Annotated in this window: 14 protein-coding genes; 8 read left to right on the top strand and 6 right to left on the bottom strand. The window is 72.4% G+C overall.

Annotation, left to right across the window (positions count from 1 at the left end):
• The first annotated feature begins 16 nt into the window (after positions 1-16).
• Positions 17-871, top strand: a complete 855-nt coding sequence (locus OG587_RS41175; protein WP_329084264.1) for a TIGR02452 family protein — start codon at positions 17-19, stop codon at positions 869-871.
• A gap of 23 nt (positions 872-894) precedes the next feature.
• On the opposite strand, the gene OG587_RS41170 is transcribed toward OG587_RS41175, so the two are convergent.
• Positions 895-1,551, bottom strand: a complete 657-nt coding sequence (locus tag OG587_RS41170; protein ID WP_443075339.1) for an NADPH-dependent F420 reductase — start codon at positions 1,549-1,551, stop codon at positions 895-897.
• A gap of 98 nt (positions 1,552-1,649) precedes the next feature.
• Between OG587_RS41170 and OG587_RS41165 the strand changes: the two genes are divergently transcribed.
• The gene (locus OG587_RS41165) at positions 1,650-1,997 is read left to right on the top strand and encodes a winged helix-turn-helix transcriptional regulator (RefSeq protein WP_329084262.1); all 348 of its coding nucleotides are present in this window, start codon (positions 1,650-1,652) and stop codon (positions 1,995-1,997) included.
• 63 nt (positions 1,998-2,060) lie between these two features.
• Positions 2,061-3,086, top strand: a complete 1,026-nt coding sequence (locus OG587_RS41160; protein ID WP_329084261.1) for a hypothetical protein — start codon at positions 2,061-2,063, stop codon at positions 3,084-3,086.
• 168 nt (positions 3,087-3,254) lie between these two features.
• Here OG587_RS41160 and OG587_RS41155 read toward each other — a convergent pair whose 3' ends face one another.
• Together OG587_RS41155 and OG587_RS41150 are read right to left on the bottom strand one after the other, a co-directional pair.
• Positions 3,255-3,686 (bottom strand): ester cyclase, encoded by a 432-nt coding sequence (locus OG587_RS41155; RefSeq protein ID WP_329084260.1) that lies wholly within the window; start codon positions 3,684-3,686, stop codon positions 3,255-3,257.
• Positions 3,687-3,736: 50 nt separating this feature from the next.
• On the bottom strand, positions 3,737-4,660 hold the full coding sequence (locus OG587_RS41150; protein WP_329084259.1) for an oxidoreductase: 924 nt from the start codon (positions 4,658-4,660) through the stop codon (positions 3,737-3,739).
• 216 nt (positions 4,661-4,876) lie between these two features.
• Here OG587_RS41150 and OG587_RS41145 point away from each other — a divergent pair, with 216 nt between their 5' ends.
• Positions 4,877-5,491 carry a TetR family transcriptional regulator gene (locus OG587_RS41145; protein ID WP_329084258.1) on the top strand — a complete coding sequence of 205 codons (615 nt, stop codon included), beginning with the start codon at positions 4,877-4,879 and terminating at the stop codon, positions 5,489-5,491.
• Between the two features lie 105 nt (positions 5,492-5,596).
• Here OG587_RS41145 and OG587_RS41140 read toward each other — a convergent pair whose 3' ends face one another.
• The 3 genes from OG587_RS41140 to OG587_RS41130 form a co-directional block, all read right to left on the bottom strand.
• Positions 5,597-6,745, bottom strand: a complete 1,149-nt coding sequence (locus OG587_RS41140) for a low temperature requirement protein A (protein ID WP_329084257.1) — start codon at positions 6,743-6,745, stop codon at positions 5,597-5,599.
• Between the two features lie 93 nt (positions 6,746-6,838).
• Positions 6,839-7,627, bottom strand: a complete 789-nt coding sequence (locus OG587_RS41135; RefSeq protein WP_329084256.1) for a DoxX family protein — start codon at positions 7,625-7,627, stop codon at positions 6,839-6,841.
• Between the two features lie 79 nt (positions 7,628-7,706).
• Positions 7,707-9,251 carry an MFS transporter gene (locus OG587_RS41130; protein WP_329084255.1) on the bottom strand — a complete coding sequence of 515 codons (1,545 nt, stop codon included), beginning with the start codon at positions 9,249-9,251 and terminating at the stop codon, positions 7,707-7,709.
• 465 nt (positions 9,252-9,716) lie between these two features.
• On the opposite strand from OG587_RS41130, the gene OG587_RS41125 reads away from it, so the two are divergent.
• From OG587_RS41125 to OG587_RS41110, 4 genes are all read left to right on the top strand, one after another.
• Complete coding sequence (locus tag OG587_RS41125) at positions 9,717-11,660, top strand: tetratricopeptide repeat protein (RefSeq protein ID WP_329084254.1); 1,944 nt, start codon at positions 9,717-9,719, stop codon at positions 11,658-11,660.
• Positions 11,661-12,290: 630 nt separating this feature from the next.
• On the top strand, positions 12,291-14,654 hold the full coding sequence (locus OG587_RS41120; protein ID WP_329084253.1) for an AAA family ATPase: 2,364 nt from the start codon (positions 12,291-12,293) through the stop codon (positions 14,652-14,654).
• 292 nt (positions 14,655-14,946) lie between these two features.
• Entirely contained in the window at positions 14,947-15,930 is a 984-nt protein-coding gene (locus tag OG587_RS41115; protein WP_329084252.1) for an ABC transporter permease, read from the top strand.
• A 7-nt stretch (positions 15,931-15,937) separates the two neighbouring features.
• On the top strand, positions 15,938-16,846 hold the full coding sequence (locus tag OG587_RS41110) for an ABC transporter permease (protein ID WP_329084251.1): 909 nt from the start codon (positions 15,938-15,940) through the stop codon (positions 16,844-16,846).
• The last annotated feature ends 4 nt before the right edge of the window (positions 16,847-16,850 follow it).

Here is a 16,850-nt window from a genome sequence, read left to right as displayed (position 1 = left end):
CCTACCATGCGGACGCGTGAGCAGAAGATTACGCGGCATCGCGGCCGTCAACGCGCGGATCATCGCCGAGGGCGAGTATCTGACCGACGATGACACCGTCGTTGTCGTGGGCCCGGCACTGAAGGCGGCGCTCTCCGGCACCGTGAGCCATCCGGCGGACGGGCGTGTCGATGTGCCCCACCCCTCGGCCGGGTACCGGACATCTTTCCAGGTGACCGCCGAGGGGAGCCTCCAGGCCGCGCGACGGCTGCACCTCGCCGGGGCCGGGCGGATCGCCGTCTTGAACTTCGCCTCGGCTCGTAACCCCGGAGGCGGCTACCTCGGCGGCGCCAAGGCGCAGGAAGAGGACCTCTGCCGCAACGCCCTGCTGTATCCCTGTCTCCTGCGGGCTCCCGACTATTACGCCGCCCACCGCGCCTCCCCTGACCTGCTCTACAGTCACCGCGTCATCTGGTCTCCCGATGTTCCCGTGCATCGCGGCGATGACGGCCGGCTGCTGAGCGAGCCGTACCCCGTCTCGTTCCTGACTTCTCCCGCCCCCAACGCCGGAGAGGCGCTACGCCGTGACCCGGGCGTACGGGACCGAATCCGGCACGTGCTCCACCAGCGAGCGGAACGAGTCCTGACCGTGGCCGCCCATCACGGAGCGCGCCGGCTGGTCCTCGGTGCCTGGGGATGCGGGGTGTTCCGCAACGATCCCCGTGAGGTCGCCGAGGCGTTCCACACCCACCTCACCACGGGAGGTGCGTTCGCGGCGGTGTTCGAACGGGTGGTGTTCGCGGTCTGGGACCGTTCGCCCGACTCCGCCAACCGGGCCGCGTTCGCCGACCGTTTCACCTCCGTGGCGGAACCGGTCTCGGAACCGCGGTGAGCGTCACACGCACGAACGCGCGGTCAGCCGGGGTCGCCGAAGGCGTACTTCAGGGGTGGCAGCACCGCCTGGGCGTCCGCGCCGCCGACCCAGAGGCCGATCATGAACGCCGCGGTCGCCTCCAGCAGGCCCGCGCGTTCCAGGCCGCCGCCGTCGACCGGCTCGCACCCGAGATCGGTGACGAGGGAGCGTACGGCGGCCAGCGCGGCGGGGTCGTCGCCGCAGAGGGGCACCGCCAGCGGGACGCCGTCGAAGGCGGGTGGCGTCATCCGCCAGACGTCCTCGTGGCACAGGTTGAACGCCTTGACGACGCGGGCCCCGGTGGCCTCCGCGACGCGACGCGCCATCGAGGGTCCGCCCTCGGTTGCCAGGGTGAACCGTCCCTGGACGACCGGGTTGACGCAGTCGGCGAGCACTCGCCCGTCCAGCGTCCCCCGGGTGGCTCCGGCGGCCTCCAGGACCTCGGTGACGGCGTAATCGCGTACGGCCAGCAGTGTCACCTCGCCGAAGACCGCCGCCTCCTCCCAGGTGCCCGCCCGCGCGGCGGGTCCGAGCCTGCCCGCCAGGGTGGCGGCCTTCGCCGGGTCCCGGCCGCTCACCGTCAGCTCGTGGCCCGCGCGGGCCCAGTGCGTTCCGAGCGCGTCCGCCATGCGGCCCGCCCCGAGGATGCCGATGCGCATCCGTCCTCCCCTGTTCGACTGCTGGTGTAGGACGAAGATAGAAAGTTCATCAGGCACCGTTCGGTGCGTAACGTCTCGGAGAGACTGGAGGACCCGGCGTGTTCCTCGCCGACTGCCGCGCCCGGCTCGCCTTCGACCTGATCGGCAACACCTGGAACGCCGTCGTCGTCTGGGCCCTGCGCGCCGGTCCCCGGCGCCCCGGCGAGCTGCGCGAGGAGATCGGCGGGATCAGCACGAAGGTGCTCACCGAGACCCTGCGCAGGCTGGAGTACAACGGCCTCGTCTCCCGGCGGGCCTACGCCGAGGCGCCGCCCAGGGTCGAGTACGGGCTCACCGACCTGGGGCGGACGCTGGTGCCGCTGATCGGGGCCTTCGGCGAGTGGGCCTTCGACCACGGCGACGAGGTCCTCGACGCCCAGGACCGCGCAGAGGGCGTCACCCGGTGAGGTTCTCGACGCTCAGGACCGTGTCGAGGGGGTCACCCGGTGAGGTCCTCGACGCTCAGGACCGTGCCGAGGGCGTCACCGGGTGACGTCACCGGCGCCCTCCGACAGGGGCGGCTCGCCGCGACCGTTGAGGACGGTTCCGTGACGCGCAGGCGGCTGCTCCTGGCCGGCGGGGTCGCCGCGACGGCGCTGGCCGTGACGGGAGGGGTGCTCTGGCGGTGGGGGGCGGGGAGCCCCGGAAGCACGGCCGTGCCCCCGGGCCCCCTGTCCACCCCGACCGTGCAGGGGACCGCCACTCTCGGCGGCGGGACGTCCACCCCCGCGCCCGCCTCGGCCTCCGCGGTAGGCACGCCCGCCCCGGCCTCCCCTGCCGCGGTCAACGCGTCCGCCTCCGCTCCCGCGCCGAGCACCCGCGCTCCCTCCTCGCCTCCCAGTCCGCCGCCTGCCAGGTCGGCCGAGCTCGTCGCGGCCGTCGAGAGCGCGGTCCTCGCCGCGCCCGTCGCCGATTTCACCTTCGAAGGTCAGCTCACCGACAGCGAATTCCTGGGCACCGCCACCGGGCGGCTGGGCTACGGCGGTGTCGACGCCGAGACCAGCCAGTACGGAACGGGTTTCGACATGAGGGTCCGCATGAGGTCCGGGAAGGCCAGGAAGGTGGCCGTCCTGTGGGAGGAGGGGCGACAGGAGACCTACCTCGACGCCCGCAGGGTGAAGGACGGCCAGGCCGACCCTCCCGAGGCGCTGTCGATGGCGGAGATGGTGATCGTGACGGCCTCCGTCGACATCATCCTCGACCTGGCCATACAGACCACGCGGATCACTCGCAATGGACGCCTCTACTCCGGCCAGCTCGTCACCACCAGGGCGCCCGCGGCGGTCGTCGACAAGCTCTCCGAGATCACCGGAGGATGGACGCCCGAACAGCTCGAACGGCAGTCCACGATCCAGTGGCGGCTGCGCCTGGACGCCGACGACCGGCCCGCGACCTTCGACTTCGACTGGCGTGCCCTGCTCCACGGGAGCCGGACGACCTCCCCCTTCCGTACCGTCTACCGCGACTGGCGAGCCGGGACCGTCACCGCCTCCTAGCGGCGGCTCCGGTGGCGGCGACGTCGGCGCGGGGCAGCGGCCCTCTTCCTGGGCACGTCCCAAGGTCTGGTGCGCGGGATCAGCACGAAGGTGCTCACCGAGACGCTGCGCAGGCTGGAGTACAACGGCCGGCGCGTCGACGAGCCGGGACGGGCGTGAGCCGGTGGGTCAGCCGGTGGAGGGGAGTTCGGTGACGCCGAGCTGGACGAGCATGGCCAGGATGTCCTCGACGAAGGTGGCCTCGGCGATCCTGCCGTCACTGACGCGGTAGACGCCGACGCCGGACCATCGCGCGGTTCTGCCGGTGCCGGGGATGCCGAGGAACTCGCCCTCGTGGGTGCCGCCGTTGGTGAAGAGCAGCACGACCGTGTCGCCGTCGGCGATGATCTGCTCGATGTCCAGGCGCATGCCGGTGAAGGCGTTGCCAGCCGCGGCGGCCAGCATGTCCCGGTAGGCGGCGATGCCGCGCACCTCGCCGAGGCTGCCGCCCCGCCAGACCAGGTCCTCGGCCCACAGCTCGTCGATGAGGCTCAGGTCGCCCTTGTTGACGACCTGGTCGACGAAGCGGCGGACGATGGCGATGTTGTCGTGTGTGCTCATGGTCGTCTCCTGCTGGTCGGTGGGGTTTTTTGTCGGTAAGGGGAGAGCCGTCAGAACCGGTAGGTGACTCCGGTGAGCCGCTCGGAGGCGTCCCACAGGGCGCGGCCGGTCTCGGGGTCGGTGACGTTCTTCGACAGGGACAGGACCCCCGGACTGCCGTGCATCCCCTGCCTGCCGGTGGGGCCGACGAACTCGCCACCCCCGAGGCCCGGGTGCGTGGCGGCGTACAGCGAGGGCCATGCCGCCCGGTCGGTGGGCTGGAACATGAGGCGGTTGAGCGGGGCGCTGAGCGCCCGCATCCAGCGCGGCGTGTGCTGCTGCAGGCTGGTCTGGCTGGCGCCGGGATGGACGACCACCGGGACGAGGTTCGTGCCGTGGGCCCGGCGCGACAGTTCCCGGGTGAAGACCACGTTGGCGCGCTTGGACTTGGCGTAGGAGCCCATGGCGCTGTAGCGCCGCTCGCTGTTGAGGTCCACGAGCTCGCCCATGCGCCAGCGGAAGGCGATGGCGCTGACGGTGACCACGCGGGCGGCCCCGGCGCGCAGCAGGGCGGGCAGCAGGTGGCCGGTCAGGGCGAAGTGCCCCAGGTGGTTGGTGCCGAAGGTGAGCTCGAAACCGTCGGCGGTGGTACGCCGTTCGGGGACGGCCATCACACCGGCGTTGTTGACCAGCAGGTCCAGGGGCCGGTCGAGGGCGAGGACCTTTCCGGCGGCGGCACCGATCGAGGACAGGTCGGCGAGGTCGAGGACGACGGTCTCCAGGCGGGCACCGGGGACCTCCGCGCCGATGGCGGTGGCGGTCTCGTCGAGGGCCGAGGTGCTCCGACCGGCCAGGAGGACGGTGGCACCGGCGCGGGCGAGTTCCAGCGCCGTGTGGCGGCCGATGCCGGAGTTGGCGCCGGTGACCATGGCCAGCTTGCCGTTCTGGGAGGGAACGTCGCGATCGGTCCACGTGGACGTGGCGCTGTTGGACATGGCGGTACTCCTGGAAGGTTGTTGTGCGGAGGGTGGAGAGGCGATGTTATCGACTAACCAGGTAGTTAGAGTGAAGCAGCAGCCAGACTGAAGTGTCAACTATCTGGTTAGTCGTATGCTTTGAGCAGTGGAAATCTATCAACTACCTGGTTAGTCGCCATGAAAGGCCGTCGACTTCCGGTGTTCAACTACCCGGTTAGTCGATAGGGTGGCGGCATGGTAGGAGATGCGCAGGCGACACGGGAACGACTGATCAAGGCCGCCGCGCGGGAGTTCGCCGCGCACGGTATCGCCGGTGCGCGCACTGAGCGCATCGCCAAGGCGGCGCGAGCCAACAAGGCTCAGATCTATCACTACTTCAAGAGCAAGGAGGGCCTGTTCGACGCCGTCTTCGACGCTCTTGTCGTGCAGACCACGCGGGAGGTCCCGATGGACCCCGACGACCTGCCCGGATACGCCGGACGCCTCTTCGACGGCTACGAGGAGATGCCCGAGGTGTCGCGCCTGGCCGCCTGGTATCGCCTCGAACGTGCCGAGCAGTACGAGCCCATCAAGTCCATCGTCGACTCCAGCCTCGACAAGATCGCGGCCATCGCCGAGGCCCAGGAGGCCGGGCGCGTCCCCGACCGCTTCACGCCGACGGACCTGCTCACCCTGGTCCTCACCCTGGCCGCGATGTGGACCGCACAGACCCCCGAGTACCACTCCGTGGCCAGGAAGAACACCGTCGCCGAACGCCGCAGACTCGTCACCGACTCCGTCACCGTGCTCCTCGGCGCACCTCCGGCCGGGGCCGGTGAGGGCACTTCCCCCGGCGCGCGGACACCGTGAGCGGTGGCCCGCGATCCGTTTCCCGGACCGCCGTACGGGAGAAGCGCGGGAGCCGCACGGGAGCGGCTGCCCGGGAAACGGAGACGTACGGGGAGGGCGGGTGCGCTACGGCACGGGGACGACGGCGGCCCGGCGCCGTTCCAGGACGATGACCGTGATCACCAGCGCGGTCAGCGCGGTGAGCTGCGCGAGGGCCGACCAGAGGCCGAGCGCGACCGTCAGGAGTGCGACGAGGGCGCCCGCGGCCCGCAGTCCGTTGCCCGTCATGCCGAGGACCCGGCGGAACCAGGCGTTGCCCGCCACGAACAGGGCGACGCCCACGGCCAGGGTGAGGGCCGCGCTGAACTTCAACGGGTCGATCGGGTGGCCGATCGCCTTCTTGACGCCCGCGGCGACCGCGACGATGCCCAGCAGCATCGGGATGTGCGCGTAGAAGTAGGCGCCGAGGATCAGCCGGGTGCGTCGCACCGGCTCGGCCGCCTCCAGGACGTGCTCGGCGCGCGTCTCGTCGTCGCCGCCGAAGTAGAGCCACCACAGGCAGGCGGCCAGCGCGAGGCCGAGCACCGCCGCCAGCCCGAGGGCGAAGCCGACGTGGAGTCCCTTGGCGCCGATGCCGATCGCCACGATCGACTCGCCGAGCGCCACGATCACCAGCAGGCCGTGGCGCTCGACGATGTGCCCGGCCTTCAGGCTGAAGCCCTTCTGGCCGACGAAGTACGGGCTGCCCCAGAGCAGGGCCACCGCGCCGGCCCAGAGCAGGTAGGTGTACGGCGCCGGGACCAGGGCGGCCATGGCGATGAGTGCGACCCCGCCGAGGTTGAACGGAAGCACCCGGGCGAAGGCCGAGGTGGACTGCAGGTACAGCCCGGCGTGCACGACGATCAGCAGCAGGTATCCGATCGCGAACGCCATGCCGTCGCCGTCGAACACCGAGGGGATCGACAGCGCCACGATCATGAATCCGGCCATGCCCAGCAGGATCAGCACCCTGCGGGCGGGCCGCGTCGGCGGTACGGCGTTGGTCAGCCAGGCGTAACCGGCGTACATCCACCAGATGGCGCCGAAGACCAGCAGCGCGCGCAGCGCGCTCTCGGCGGGCCTGCCTTCCTGTAGGCCGTCCACCATGAGACCGGTGAGCTGGGTGACGGTGAAGACGAAGACCAGGTCGAAGAAGAGTTCGAGGGTGGAGACGCGGAGCTCGGTCTCTGGCGGGGCGGGTTCGACCCGCTCCGCGAACCAGCCGGGGAGGCGCATCCGCTCATTGTGCGGGTACGGCGCCCCCTTGTGAACTGAATTAAGCGCCGTAAAAGCCTTTCACCCCAAAAGAGGATATATCGCCTTAAGTTATTAGCTTCCGGGGGAGGGCTTGTCCTTCTTCCCGGCCACGAGGGTGTCGGCGGTCTTGCCGGGCACGGGCGTCCCGACCGGTGTGGGCGCGGTGGTGGGGGTCGCGGGGGGTACGGACGTCGCGGCACCGGACGGGGGCTTGCGGGTGCGCGTACGCGGACGGGTGGCCGCGGGGAACTCCGCGGTGTCGGTGACGCCCTCGGAGGTGACGCCCTCCGAGGTGGGGCCTTCAGGGGTGAGCCTCTCCGGGGCGGACTCGCCGGGCTTCTTCCCCGCGGCGGGCCGGGCGGGGGCGGGCGCCGCGTGGGTCTCGGGCTCGCGCAGCGCGGCGATGACGTCGTCGGCCTCGGCCTCGGCGGCGAAGTCCTCGGCGGCCTCGGCCTCGCGGCGCTTGATCACCACCATGTGGTCGACCGACAGGCGGCCCGCGCCGCCGACCGCGAGCAGGATGGAGGCGGCCCCGAGGGCCACGATCAGCTTGGCGTCGCCACCGGTGAGCGGCAGGCCCGTCTCACCGCTGGCCAGCACGAACACGGCGAGGGCCTCGGCGAACAGCAGCAGTCCGCACGCGGGTACGGCGAGACCGGCCACCAGCAGCGCGCCGCCGATGAGCTCCGTCAGCATGGTGGTGGCGGCCCACACGTAGGGCCCGGAGGCGCCCAGACTCGTGAACTGCTCGGCGGTGGCGTTCAGGCCCGCTTCGAGCTTGTGCCAGCCGTTGGCGAAGAAGATTCCGCCCACGCCCAGCCTGGCCGCCAGGGAAGCGAGATCACGAAGAGTTTGTCGCACGGTTCCTCATTCTGGTTAGATTCCCCGTTCCTGCCCATGCTTGACCGATAAATGACCGAGCAGGGGTCTTCCAAACCCATCACGAGAGGTCGTCCCCCTCTTCGACTGGGCGGCGGGGCACCAGGAGTGTCACCGCCAGAGCGGTGGCGCCCAGCAGGAACACGCTCACCGCCACCGTCGCGTGCAGGCCGGAGACGAACGCGACGCGGGCCGAGGCGAGCAGGGCGTCCCCCACGCCGCCGCCGATCTCCCGCGCCACGTGCGCGGCGGAGGCGAGCGACTGGCGGGCCTGGTCCATCATCGCGGGCGCGACGCCGTGGACCGAGGGCAGCGAGGGGGCGTACACGACCGTGGTGATCGTGCCGAGCACCGCGACCCCGAGCCCCGCGCCCAGCTCGTAAGCGGTCTCCTCGATCGCGGCGGCGCCGCCCGCGTGGGACTCCGGGGTGGACGACATGATCGTGTCGGAGGCGGCCAGCAGGGTGACCTGGATGCCGAAGCCGATACCGATGAAGCAGAGCGTCAGGGCCACCGGATGCCCCTCGGTGTGCCAGGTCAGGGTGGGGACCAGGGAGAGGGCGGTCAGCGCCAGCCCGCCGCCCATCGTGGCGCGCAGCCCGAACCACCGCAGCAGCCGCGCCCCGGCCAGGCCGCCCGCGATCGAGGCGATCATGAGGGGGAGCATCCGTACGGCGGCCTGGAGCGGGCTGTCGCCGAGGACCAGCTGGAGATACTGGGCGAGCATGAGCTCCAGCCCGACCAGGGCGAAGACCGTCAGCAGCACGCCGCCCACCCCGGCGCGGAACGCCCGCAGCCGGAACAGGCTCAGGTCCAGCAGGGGGAAGGCCAGCCGCCGCTGCCTGCGGACGAACCACGCCAGCAGCCAGATCCCGCCCAGGAACACCGCCACCCCGCCCGGATGCCCGGTCCCCGCCTCCTTGAGGCCGAAGGCCACCCCGAGGATGCCCAGCACCGACAGCGCCGCGCTGAGCGCGTCCCACGGCTGGCCGGAGCGCCTGCGGGACTCGGGAAGGAGCCTGGCCGCGGTGGGCAGCAGGACCACGAGGATGGGGACGTTGATCAGGAAGACGGCGCCCCACCAGAAGTGCCCGACGAGCACCCCTCCGACGATCGGGCCGACCGCGGCCCCGGCCGCGGCCACCGCGCTCCACACGCCCAGCGCGACCGCCCGCTCGTGCCGGTCGGTGAAGACCTGCCGGATGATCGAGAGCGTGGCGGGCATGATCATCGCTCCGCCGAGGCCGAGCAGCGCGCGTGCGGAGATCAGCGCGAGCGGGGTCGGCGCGAACGCCGCCGCGGCCGAGGCGACGCCGAAGACCAGGTATCCGGCCAGCACCAGGCGCTTGCGCCCGTAGCGGTCACCGAGCGTGCCGAAGGTCAGCAGCAGCGGCGCGACCATCAGCGAGTAGACGTCGATGATCCACAGCAGCTGCACGGAGGACGGCTCGAGGGCGGCCGTCAGCGCCGGTACCGCGATGTGCAGCACCGTGGCGTCCACCGCGATCAGCAACAGGCTGAAGCAGAGGACGGCGAGGACCGACCACCGGCCGGCCCCGGATGTCCGTGGGTCGCCGTCCGCACGCCTGGAGATGACGGTGGTCATGAGCCGCTCAGGATTTGTCGGCCTGGACGAACATGCGTCGCAGCTTAGGCGAAGTCGGGCGGTGCCCGGGGCGGCATTGGGTGATTGATTCACAGGGGAATGTCCGTTTTACGCCCTAGGCTGGGCGATATTCCGCGCCTTCCGGGGCGCCGCGGGCGACCTCTCTAGAGAGATACAGGCATATACCGCTATCTAGGCAAAAGGTGATCTCGCACGGACCATGGCGATCGTGGGGAGCCAGCGCGAGGCCCGTGAGCCGCCGTGGTGAGCGGGCCCGGCGGGAACGACCCCGCCCCGGTTCCGCCGCCGCGGGACTCCGCCGCCCCTGGACGCGGGAGCGCCCCCGGCCGGGTGCCTGAGCCACCGCGTGACCCCGCCGACCCCGGTTACGGGAGCGCCCTCGGCAGGGTGCCTGAGCTATCACGGGACTCCGCCGACCCCGGTTACGGGAGTGCCTCCGGCCGAATGCCTGAGCCGTCGCGGGATCCCACCGACCCCGGAAACGCCTCCGGCCGGGTCCCCGAGCCACCCGGGGATCCCGACGGTTCCCGGCACGGGAACGACCCCGCCTCGGGGCCCGTCCCGCCGCCCCGGGATCCCGCCGACCCCCGGCAGTGGTGCGCCGTGGCCGCCGCGTGGCTGGGCCGCGACCGGCCAGAGGCCGCGCTGGAGGCCGCCCGCAGGGCACTGGACCTCGATCCCCGGTCCGAGTCCGGCGCAGACTGGGGATACCGCCTCGCCAGCCTCGCGTTCGAGCGGCTCGGCCGCGACGCGGAGGCCGTGGCGGCCGCGGAGGAGGCCGTACGCCTCGCACCGGGCTCCTGGGCCGCGCGGATGCGCCTGGGAGCCGCGCTGCGCAGGGTGCCGGGGCGCTGGCGCGAGTCGCGGGCCCAGGCGGCCAGGGCCGTACGCTACGCGCCGGAGGAGCCGGACCCGCACGTCCTCGCCGGTGACCTCGCGTTGCTGCGGGGCGAGTACGGCCTCGCGGAGGCCGCCTACCGCGAGGCGCTGCGCCGCCTGCCTGACCACCCCGGCGCCAGGATCAACCTCGGCCTGGCCCGGCTGCGCTGGGAACGCCCGCGTGTCCACCACGACCCCGCCTGGCCGGTCGACCCCCGCGAGACGAGCCGGGCCAGGCGTGCCCTGGGGACGTGGTCGCGACAGACCCGGATCCTGCTGGCCGCCGCCCTCGTCGCGGTCTGCGCGGCGGAGTTCGGATTCGGCCTGGCCGCCGTGGCGAGGATCGGCGGCGGGCTGGTACCGCTCGCCGTCCTGGCGATCACCCTCAGGCAGGCGCACCGGGTCAGGCTCTGGTCGTACGTGCCGGGCATGCTCGCCCGAGATCTCTGGCTCAGCACGTCGGTCTCGATCACCCTGGTCGCCGTGACCGCGTACGTCGCGGTCGTCGCCACCCTCCCCGCGGAGATTCCGCCACTCCTTCACGGCCCGGTACCGGGTGCGCCGGGGGTGGTCTGGGCCGGTCTCGCCGGGCTGGTGTTCCTCAACGGGGCGGTGCTGCTCGTCCTGCGCGTCCTCGTCGAGGCGTGGCGCGGGCGGCCGGGCAGGGCGCTGGCCGAGTTCGCCGCCGCCGGTGACGACCGCACGGCCAGGCGCGACGTGAACGTGACCCTCTGGCTGGTGGCGGGCCGGGTCTGGTCGGTGCCGATGGCGGCCGTGATGGCGGTCGTCGTCCTGGACGAGCGGAGCTGGGCGCTGGCCGCGCTCGCCGTGCCGCTCGTGCTCGGCTGGGCGCGCGGCCGGGCGGGACCGGTCCCGGCCCTCACCCGTGCGCTGACCTCTGACCGCGTGCTGGCGGCGGCGCTGGCCCTGCCCGCCTCGGCGTCGGTCCTGCTCGGCGTGGCCGGAGCGGCGCCGGTCCTCGGGTTCGCCCCGGTGGGGGAGTGGGCCTGGCGGGCCGGGATCGTCCTGCTGGCCGTACCGGTGGCGATATTCGCCACGAGGTCGGTGCGGGCGTGGTGGCGGGGCGCGCCGGGACCGTGGCGGGCCTCGCTGGTCATGTGCGACGGCTGCGGGAGCCGCCTCCCCGGCGACGCCGCGCCGCCGGTGGGGCTCAGCGGGGAGGTGCGCGCGGCCTTCACCTACGCGCGGGGGGTGGTGCTCGCGTACGCCGACCCCAGCGGCCCGCGCGCGCTCGCCGTCGGCGCGGTCAGCTCGGTCGGCCCGAGCGGCGAGCTGCGCCTGATCGCCGCCTCCGACGCCTGGGAGGCCGCCGAACGCGACCCCAGGGTGGCGGTCTTCGTCGCCGATCCGCTCGACCGCCGATTCTGGGCCGAGGTACGCGGCATCGCCATCGGCGACACCGAGGCCGACCTGCTGAGGATCACCCCCAAGGAGGTCGTGGTCGGCGAGTATCCCGGCCGCCACCAGGGCCGCGCCCGCCGAGGCTGAACCGTCCCCCCGGAGCGCCGGACCGCCCTTGCCGGGAGCACGGCCCGCCGGTCGTCGACACCGGGACCGAGTGCCTGGACCGCGCGCCGGAGCCGAGCGCGGGACGGGACGCCGGGACCGGACGCCGGGACCGAGTGCTGGAGTCGAGCGCGGGACGGGACGCCGGGACCGGACGCCGGGACCGAGTGCCGGGACCGAGTGCTGGAGTCGAGCGCCGGGACCGCGCTGGGGCCGCGAACCGCCGGGGCCGGGCGGGGTGTCCACCGGCATCGCGGGCCGCCGGGCCGGGAGGCTGCTCAGACCGTGGACCGCCTTGCCGGGCGGTGACATTTTCCTGCCCGTCCCCCGGCGTGGTTCCCCGCGCGGACGGGCGGCGGGAGGTGGCCGGGACCGAGCCGTACCACCCGCGGGGAACGCGGGCGCGGGCCGCCGTGCGCGGGGCGAGGAGACGGCACGGGGAAGGGTGTGACCGAAGGGGCGACGCGGGGAGAGCTTGCTGCCTCGAACGTTGGTTTCATCCGTTCTCATCCGTATATCTGATCGTGCCCGTACGACGGCGTGGCGCGCCCCTCAGGCACGCGCAAACGTCCCCTTGTTGCGGTATAACCGGGGGCGAACCGGGGAGGCGTGATGCGGGAATCCAGCAGGGCCCGTCCGGCGGGGCGCGCGGCGGCACGGGATCTGTTCGAGCAGGTTCGGCTGGGCTACTTCCGGCTCTCGCCGCCCCTGCGCAGGCTGATCTACGTCGCGGTGCTGGTCGGAGCCGTCGCGCTGGCGTTCGGACTCGGCTGGTCGGTCCTCGACACGTTCTTCGGCACGCTGGCGTTGCTCGGCTTCGCGGCGCTGACCCTCAGCTTCCCCCGCGCCGCCGCCACCCTGCTGGTGGTGCTCGCCTGGCTGGCGACGATCCTGATCGTCCAGGGCGCCTCCGGCTGGAACTCGCCGATCCCGACCGCGCTGATGATCCTCGGCCCGCTGGTCGCCGGAGCCGCCCACCTCATCCGCTGGGTCCCCCCCTGGGTGACCACGGTCATGGCACTGGTGCCCGCCGGGCTGGCGGCCGTCCTGCTCGGCGTGGTCGTCACCGGGTTCGTGCCCGCCGTCGCCATCTGGGCCGCGTACGCCGTGGCGGCCGGGGTGCTGGTCCACCGGTTCCTGCAGGCCCGCAGGGTGCGGGTCGCGCTGGAGGCGGGGGAGCAGCGCCAGGCCGGGCTCCGGGTCCGCGAGGGCGGCCATCTCGCCCCCGCCCAGGGAGCCGGCGAGCGCGACGCGCCGCCGCCCATCTCGGTGGAGGAGGCACTCGGCGAGCTGGACGCCATGATCGGCCTGGCCCCGGTGAAGGAGCAGGTCCGCTCGATCGCCGCCTCGATCGAGGCGGCCAGGCTGCGCAGGGAGGCCGGATACTCCACCGAGCCGCCGATGCGGCACTTCGTGTTCGTCGGCCCGCCGGGCACCGGCAAGACCAGCGTGGCCAGGACCGTCGCGAAGATCTTCTACGCCTTCGGCCTGCTGGAGACCCCCTACGTGGTGGAGGCCCAGCGGGCCGACCTGGTGGGGGAGTTCCTCGGTGCCACCGCGATCAAGACGAACGAGCTGGTCGACCGGGCGCTCGGCGGGGTGCTGTTCGTCGACGAGGCGTACAGCCTGATCAACTCCGGTGACGGCCAGCCCGACAGGTTCGGCGCGGAGGCCGTGCAGACGCTGCTCAAGCGGGCCGAGGACGACCGCGACCGGCTGATCGTCATCCTGGCCGGATACGAGAAGGAGATGACCACCTTCCTGTCGTCCAACCCCGGCCTGTCCAGCCGGTTCTCCAGCAGGGTCCGCTTCCCCAGCTACGCCCCCGACGAGCTGCTCCAGATCACCGAGCTGCTGCAGCGGCGCAGGGGCGACCGGATGGCATCCGAGGCCGCGCCCGCCCTGCTCGCCCGCTTCGAGGACATCCACCGGCGCGCGATCGTCGACGACCTGGGCAACGCCAGGTTCGTCCGCAGCCTCGTGGAGGCCGTCGCGCAGGCCAGGGACGTGCGCGTGGTGGGGGCGGGCGGCGCGCCCACCACCGAGGACCTGGTCACCACGGTCGAGGGCGACGTCGTCAAGGCCTTCGACGAGCTCACCGCCCGCTATCGGGGCTACCAGGCCGCCCCCTCCCTAGAGGAGGCGCTGGCCGACCTCGACCGCATGGCGGGGCTGGAGCCCGTCAAGCGGCAGGTGCACGCGATCGCCGCGCAGCTCAGGGTGGCCAAGATGCGCCAGGAGCGAGGGCTGCCGACCCCGCCGCAGATGCGGCACTTCGTCTTCGCCGGGCCGCCCGGCACCGGCAAGACCACCGTGGCCCGCATCCTGGGCCGCATCTTCGCCGCGCTGGGCCTGCTCGCCCAGCCCGACGTGGTGGAGGCCCAGCGGGCCGACCTGGTCGGCCAGCACCTCGGCGCCACCTCGATCAAGACGAACGAGCTGGTCGACCGGGCGCTCGGCGGGGTGCTGTTCGTCGACGAGGCGTACGGCCTGGTCAACTCCGGCTACAGCGGCGGCGACGCCTTCGGCACCGAGGCCGTGCAGACGCTGCTCAAGCGGGCCGAGGACGACCGCGACCGGCTGGTGATCATCCTGGCCGGATACGAGAAGGAGATGAGCACCTTCCTGTCGTCCAATCCCGGTCTGGGCAGCAGGTTCAACCAGCGGGTGCTGTTCCCCTCGTACTCGCCGGGGGAGCTCACCGAGATCGCGGTGCTGCTCGCCGACTCCTCGGGCGACAGGTTCGACGACGACGCCCGCCGCGACCTGGCCGAGGTCTTCACCTGGGTCTGCGACGAGGGCCTGATCGACGGCCTCGGCAACGGCAGGTTCGCGCGCTCGCTCTTCGAGCGCGCCGCGATGCGCAGGGACGTCCGCCTGGCCGCCCTCGGCGGCGCCACCGCCAGCGCCGCCGACCTGACCACCATCACCGGTGCCGACCTGCGCGCCGCCGTCGACGAGCTCGCCGGGAAGTGACCCCGGCTCCCGGGGAGGCGCCCCGGGCCCCGCGGGAGATGTCTCCGCGGTTCTCCGGGAGGGGCTCCCGGTCCTCCGGGACGTGACCGCGGGCCCGGCCGACGGTCTCCAACGCCCGGCCGGCCGTTCCCGGTGCGCGACCGGCCGTCCTCCGGACCCGGCCGGCTGACCCGCGGGCCCGACGGCGCCGTCTCTCACCGAGATCCCTCCGATTCGGTACGCTATGCAGCCCACCGGTCGCCGAGTGTAGCAAGATGGTCACTGACAGCGGCGGGGCTCCGGAGGAGGAAAGATGGCGGGATTCCTTGCCCGCAGGCTGCTCAACTACCTGGTGCTGATCGTCGTGGCCACCAGCCTGGCCTACATGCTGGCCGCCTCCGCCCTCAACCCGCGATCCAACTACGAGGGCCGCAACCCCCCGCTTCCCCCGGCCGTCGTCGACGCGCGCCTCACCGAGCTCAACCTGAACGACCGCACCCCGCTGTTCGAGCGCTACCTGACCTGGGCGGGCGGCCTCGTGCGCGGCGACTTCGGCAAGACGGTGGCCGGAGGCTCGGTCAACGACGACCTCGGGCGCCGCATCGGCGTCACCCTGCGCCTGATCACGAGCGGGCTGATCCTCGGCAGCGTCGCCGGCGTGCTCATCGGCGCCTACGCCGCGGTCAGGCAGTACGGCCTCTTCGACCGGGTGGCGACCGGCCTGTCCTTCGTCGTGCTCGCGATCCCCACGGTGGTGCTGGCCAACATCCTGATCATCGCCGCGATCCGGCTCAACGAGGCGGCCGGCACTCAGATCTTCCTCGTCAGCGGCGAGGTGACCCCCGGCCTCCCCGGAGGGTTCGCCACCGCCGCGCTCGACCGGATCCGGCACCTGGCCCTGCCCACGCTGTCGCTGTCGCTCGGACTGGTCGCCGTCTACAGCCGCTACCAGCGCAACATGATGCTCGACGTGCTCGGCGCCGACTTCATCCGCACGGCCATGGCCAAGGGGCTGAGCCGCCGCGCCGCGCTGACCCGGCACGCGCTGCGCACCGCGCTGATCCCGGCGGTCACCTACTTCGCCTTCACCTTCGGGGCGCTGCTGGTCGGCACCACCTTCACCGAGAAGATCTTCGGCTGGCACGGCATGGGGGAGCAGCTGGTCGACTCGATCTCCACCAACGACGTCAACACCGTCGCTGCGATCAGCTGCTTCGCCGCGCTGGCCGTGCTGCTGGCCGCGCTCGCCTCCGACGTGCTCCACGCCGTCCTCGACCCGCGCGTCCGGGTGGGGTGAGCCGGAGATGACCATCGCCGACGAGGAACTCGCCGAACAGCGGGCGTCCATCGACAGGATCAAGGCGCCCTCGCGGCTGCGGGTGGTCGCGGGCCGCCTCCTGCGCTCGGGCCGGGGCAGGACCGGCTTCGCGCTGCTCGTGCTGATCTTCCTGCTGGCCTTCGCCGGGCCGTACCTCACCCGCTGGACGTACGTTTCGAAGGATTTCACGGCCTTCCTCGCGCCGCCCTCCGCCGAGCACTGGTGGGGAACCCTGCAGACCGGCGCCGACGTGTACGCGGTCACGCTGCGCGGCCTGCAGCGGTCCCTGATCGTCGGCCTGCTCGCCGCGGTGGTCGGCACCGCGCTCGCGGCCGTGGTGGGAGCCTTCGCCGGATACTTCGGAGGCTGGACCGACCGCACGCTGACCTGGCTGACCGACCTGCTGCTGGTGCTCCCTGCCTTCCTGATCCTGGCGGTCATGTCCCCGCTCTTCGTCGGGGGACAGTGGCCGGTGTTCGTGCTGGTGCTGGCGCTCTTCCTCTGGATGGTCACCTCGAAGATCGTCCGGAGTATGACCATCTCGCTCAGGGAGCGGGAGTTCATCCACGCGGCCAGGTTCATGGGCGTGCCCCCGACGAGGATCATCTTCCGGCACGTGATCCCCAACATGTCCTCGCTGCTGGTCGTCGACGCCACGCTCAACGTCAGCGCCGCGATCCTCACCGAGACGTCCCTGTCCTACTTCGGCTTCGGCATCCAGCCGCCCGACGTCTCGCTGGGCAGCCTCATCGCCGACGGCGCGCGGACGGCCCTCTACGCCCCCTGGACGTTCTGGTTCTGCGCGGGCCTGCTGATCGTCACCGTGCTCGCGGTGAACCTGGTCGGCGACTCCCTGCGTGACGCCTTCGACCCCACGTCCCACAGGAGTGGGTGACCGG

It is taken from the genome of Streptosporangium sp. NBC_01469 (assembly GCF_036227305.1).
In the GTDB taxonomy this organism is placed as follows: domain Bacteria; phylum Actinomycetota; class Actinomycetes; order Streptosporangiales; family Streptosporangiaceae; genus Streptosporangium.
The sequence above is the reverse complement of the archived record's forward strand: the minus strand, read 5'-3'. Positions and strand labels throughout refer to the sequence as shown.

Bases quoted from the DNA above. Each gene is read 5' to 3' on its own strand.
- OG587_RS41170 (WP_443075339.1), bottom strand. From the start codon at position 1,551: ATGCGCATCGGCATCCTCGGGGCGGGCCGCATGGCGGACGCGCTCGGA.
- OG587_RS41155 (WP_329084260.1), bottom strand. From the start codon at position 3,686: ATGAGCACACACGACAACATCGCCATCGTCCGCCGCTTCGTCGACCAG.
- OG587_RS41150 (WP_329084259.1), bottom strand. From the start codon at position 4,660: ATGTCCAACAGCGCCACGTCCACGTGGACCGATCGCGACGTTCCCTCC.
- OG587_RS41145 (WP_329084258.1), top strand. From the start codon at position 4,877: ATGGTAGGAGATGCGCAGGCGACACGGGAACGACTGATCAAGGCCGCC.
- OG587_RS41140 (WP_329084257.1), bottom strand. From the start codon at position 6,745: ATGCGCCTCCCCGGCTGGTTCGCGGAGCGGGTCGAACCCGCCCCGCCA.
- OG587_RS41130 (WP_329084255.1), bottom strand. From the start codon at position 9,251: ATGACCACCGTCATCTCCAGGCGTGCGGACGGCGACCCACGGACATCC.
- OG587_RS41125 (WP_329084254.1), top strand. From the start codon at position 9,717: ATGCCTGAGCCGTCGCGGGATCCCACCGACCCCGGAAACGCCTCCGGC.
- OG587_RS41120 (WP_329084253.1), top strand. From the start codon at position 12,291: ATGCGGGAATCCAGCAGGGCCCGTCCGGCGGGGCGCGCGGCGGCACGG.
- OG587_RS41115 (WP_329084252.1), top strand. From the start codon at position 14,947: ATGGCGGGATTCCTTGCCCGCAGGCTGCTCAACTACCTGGTGCTGATC.
- OG587_RS41110 (WP_329084251.1), top strand. From the start codon at position 15,938: ATGACCATCGCCGACGAGGAACTCGCCGAACAGCGGGCGTCCATCGAC.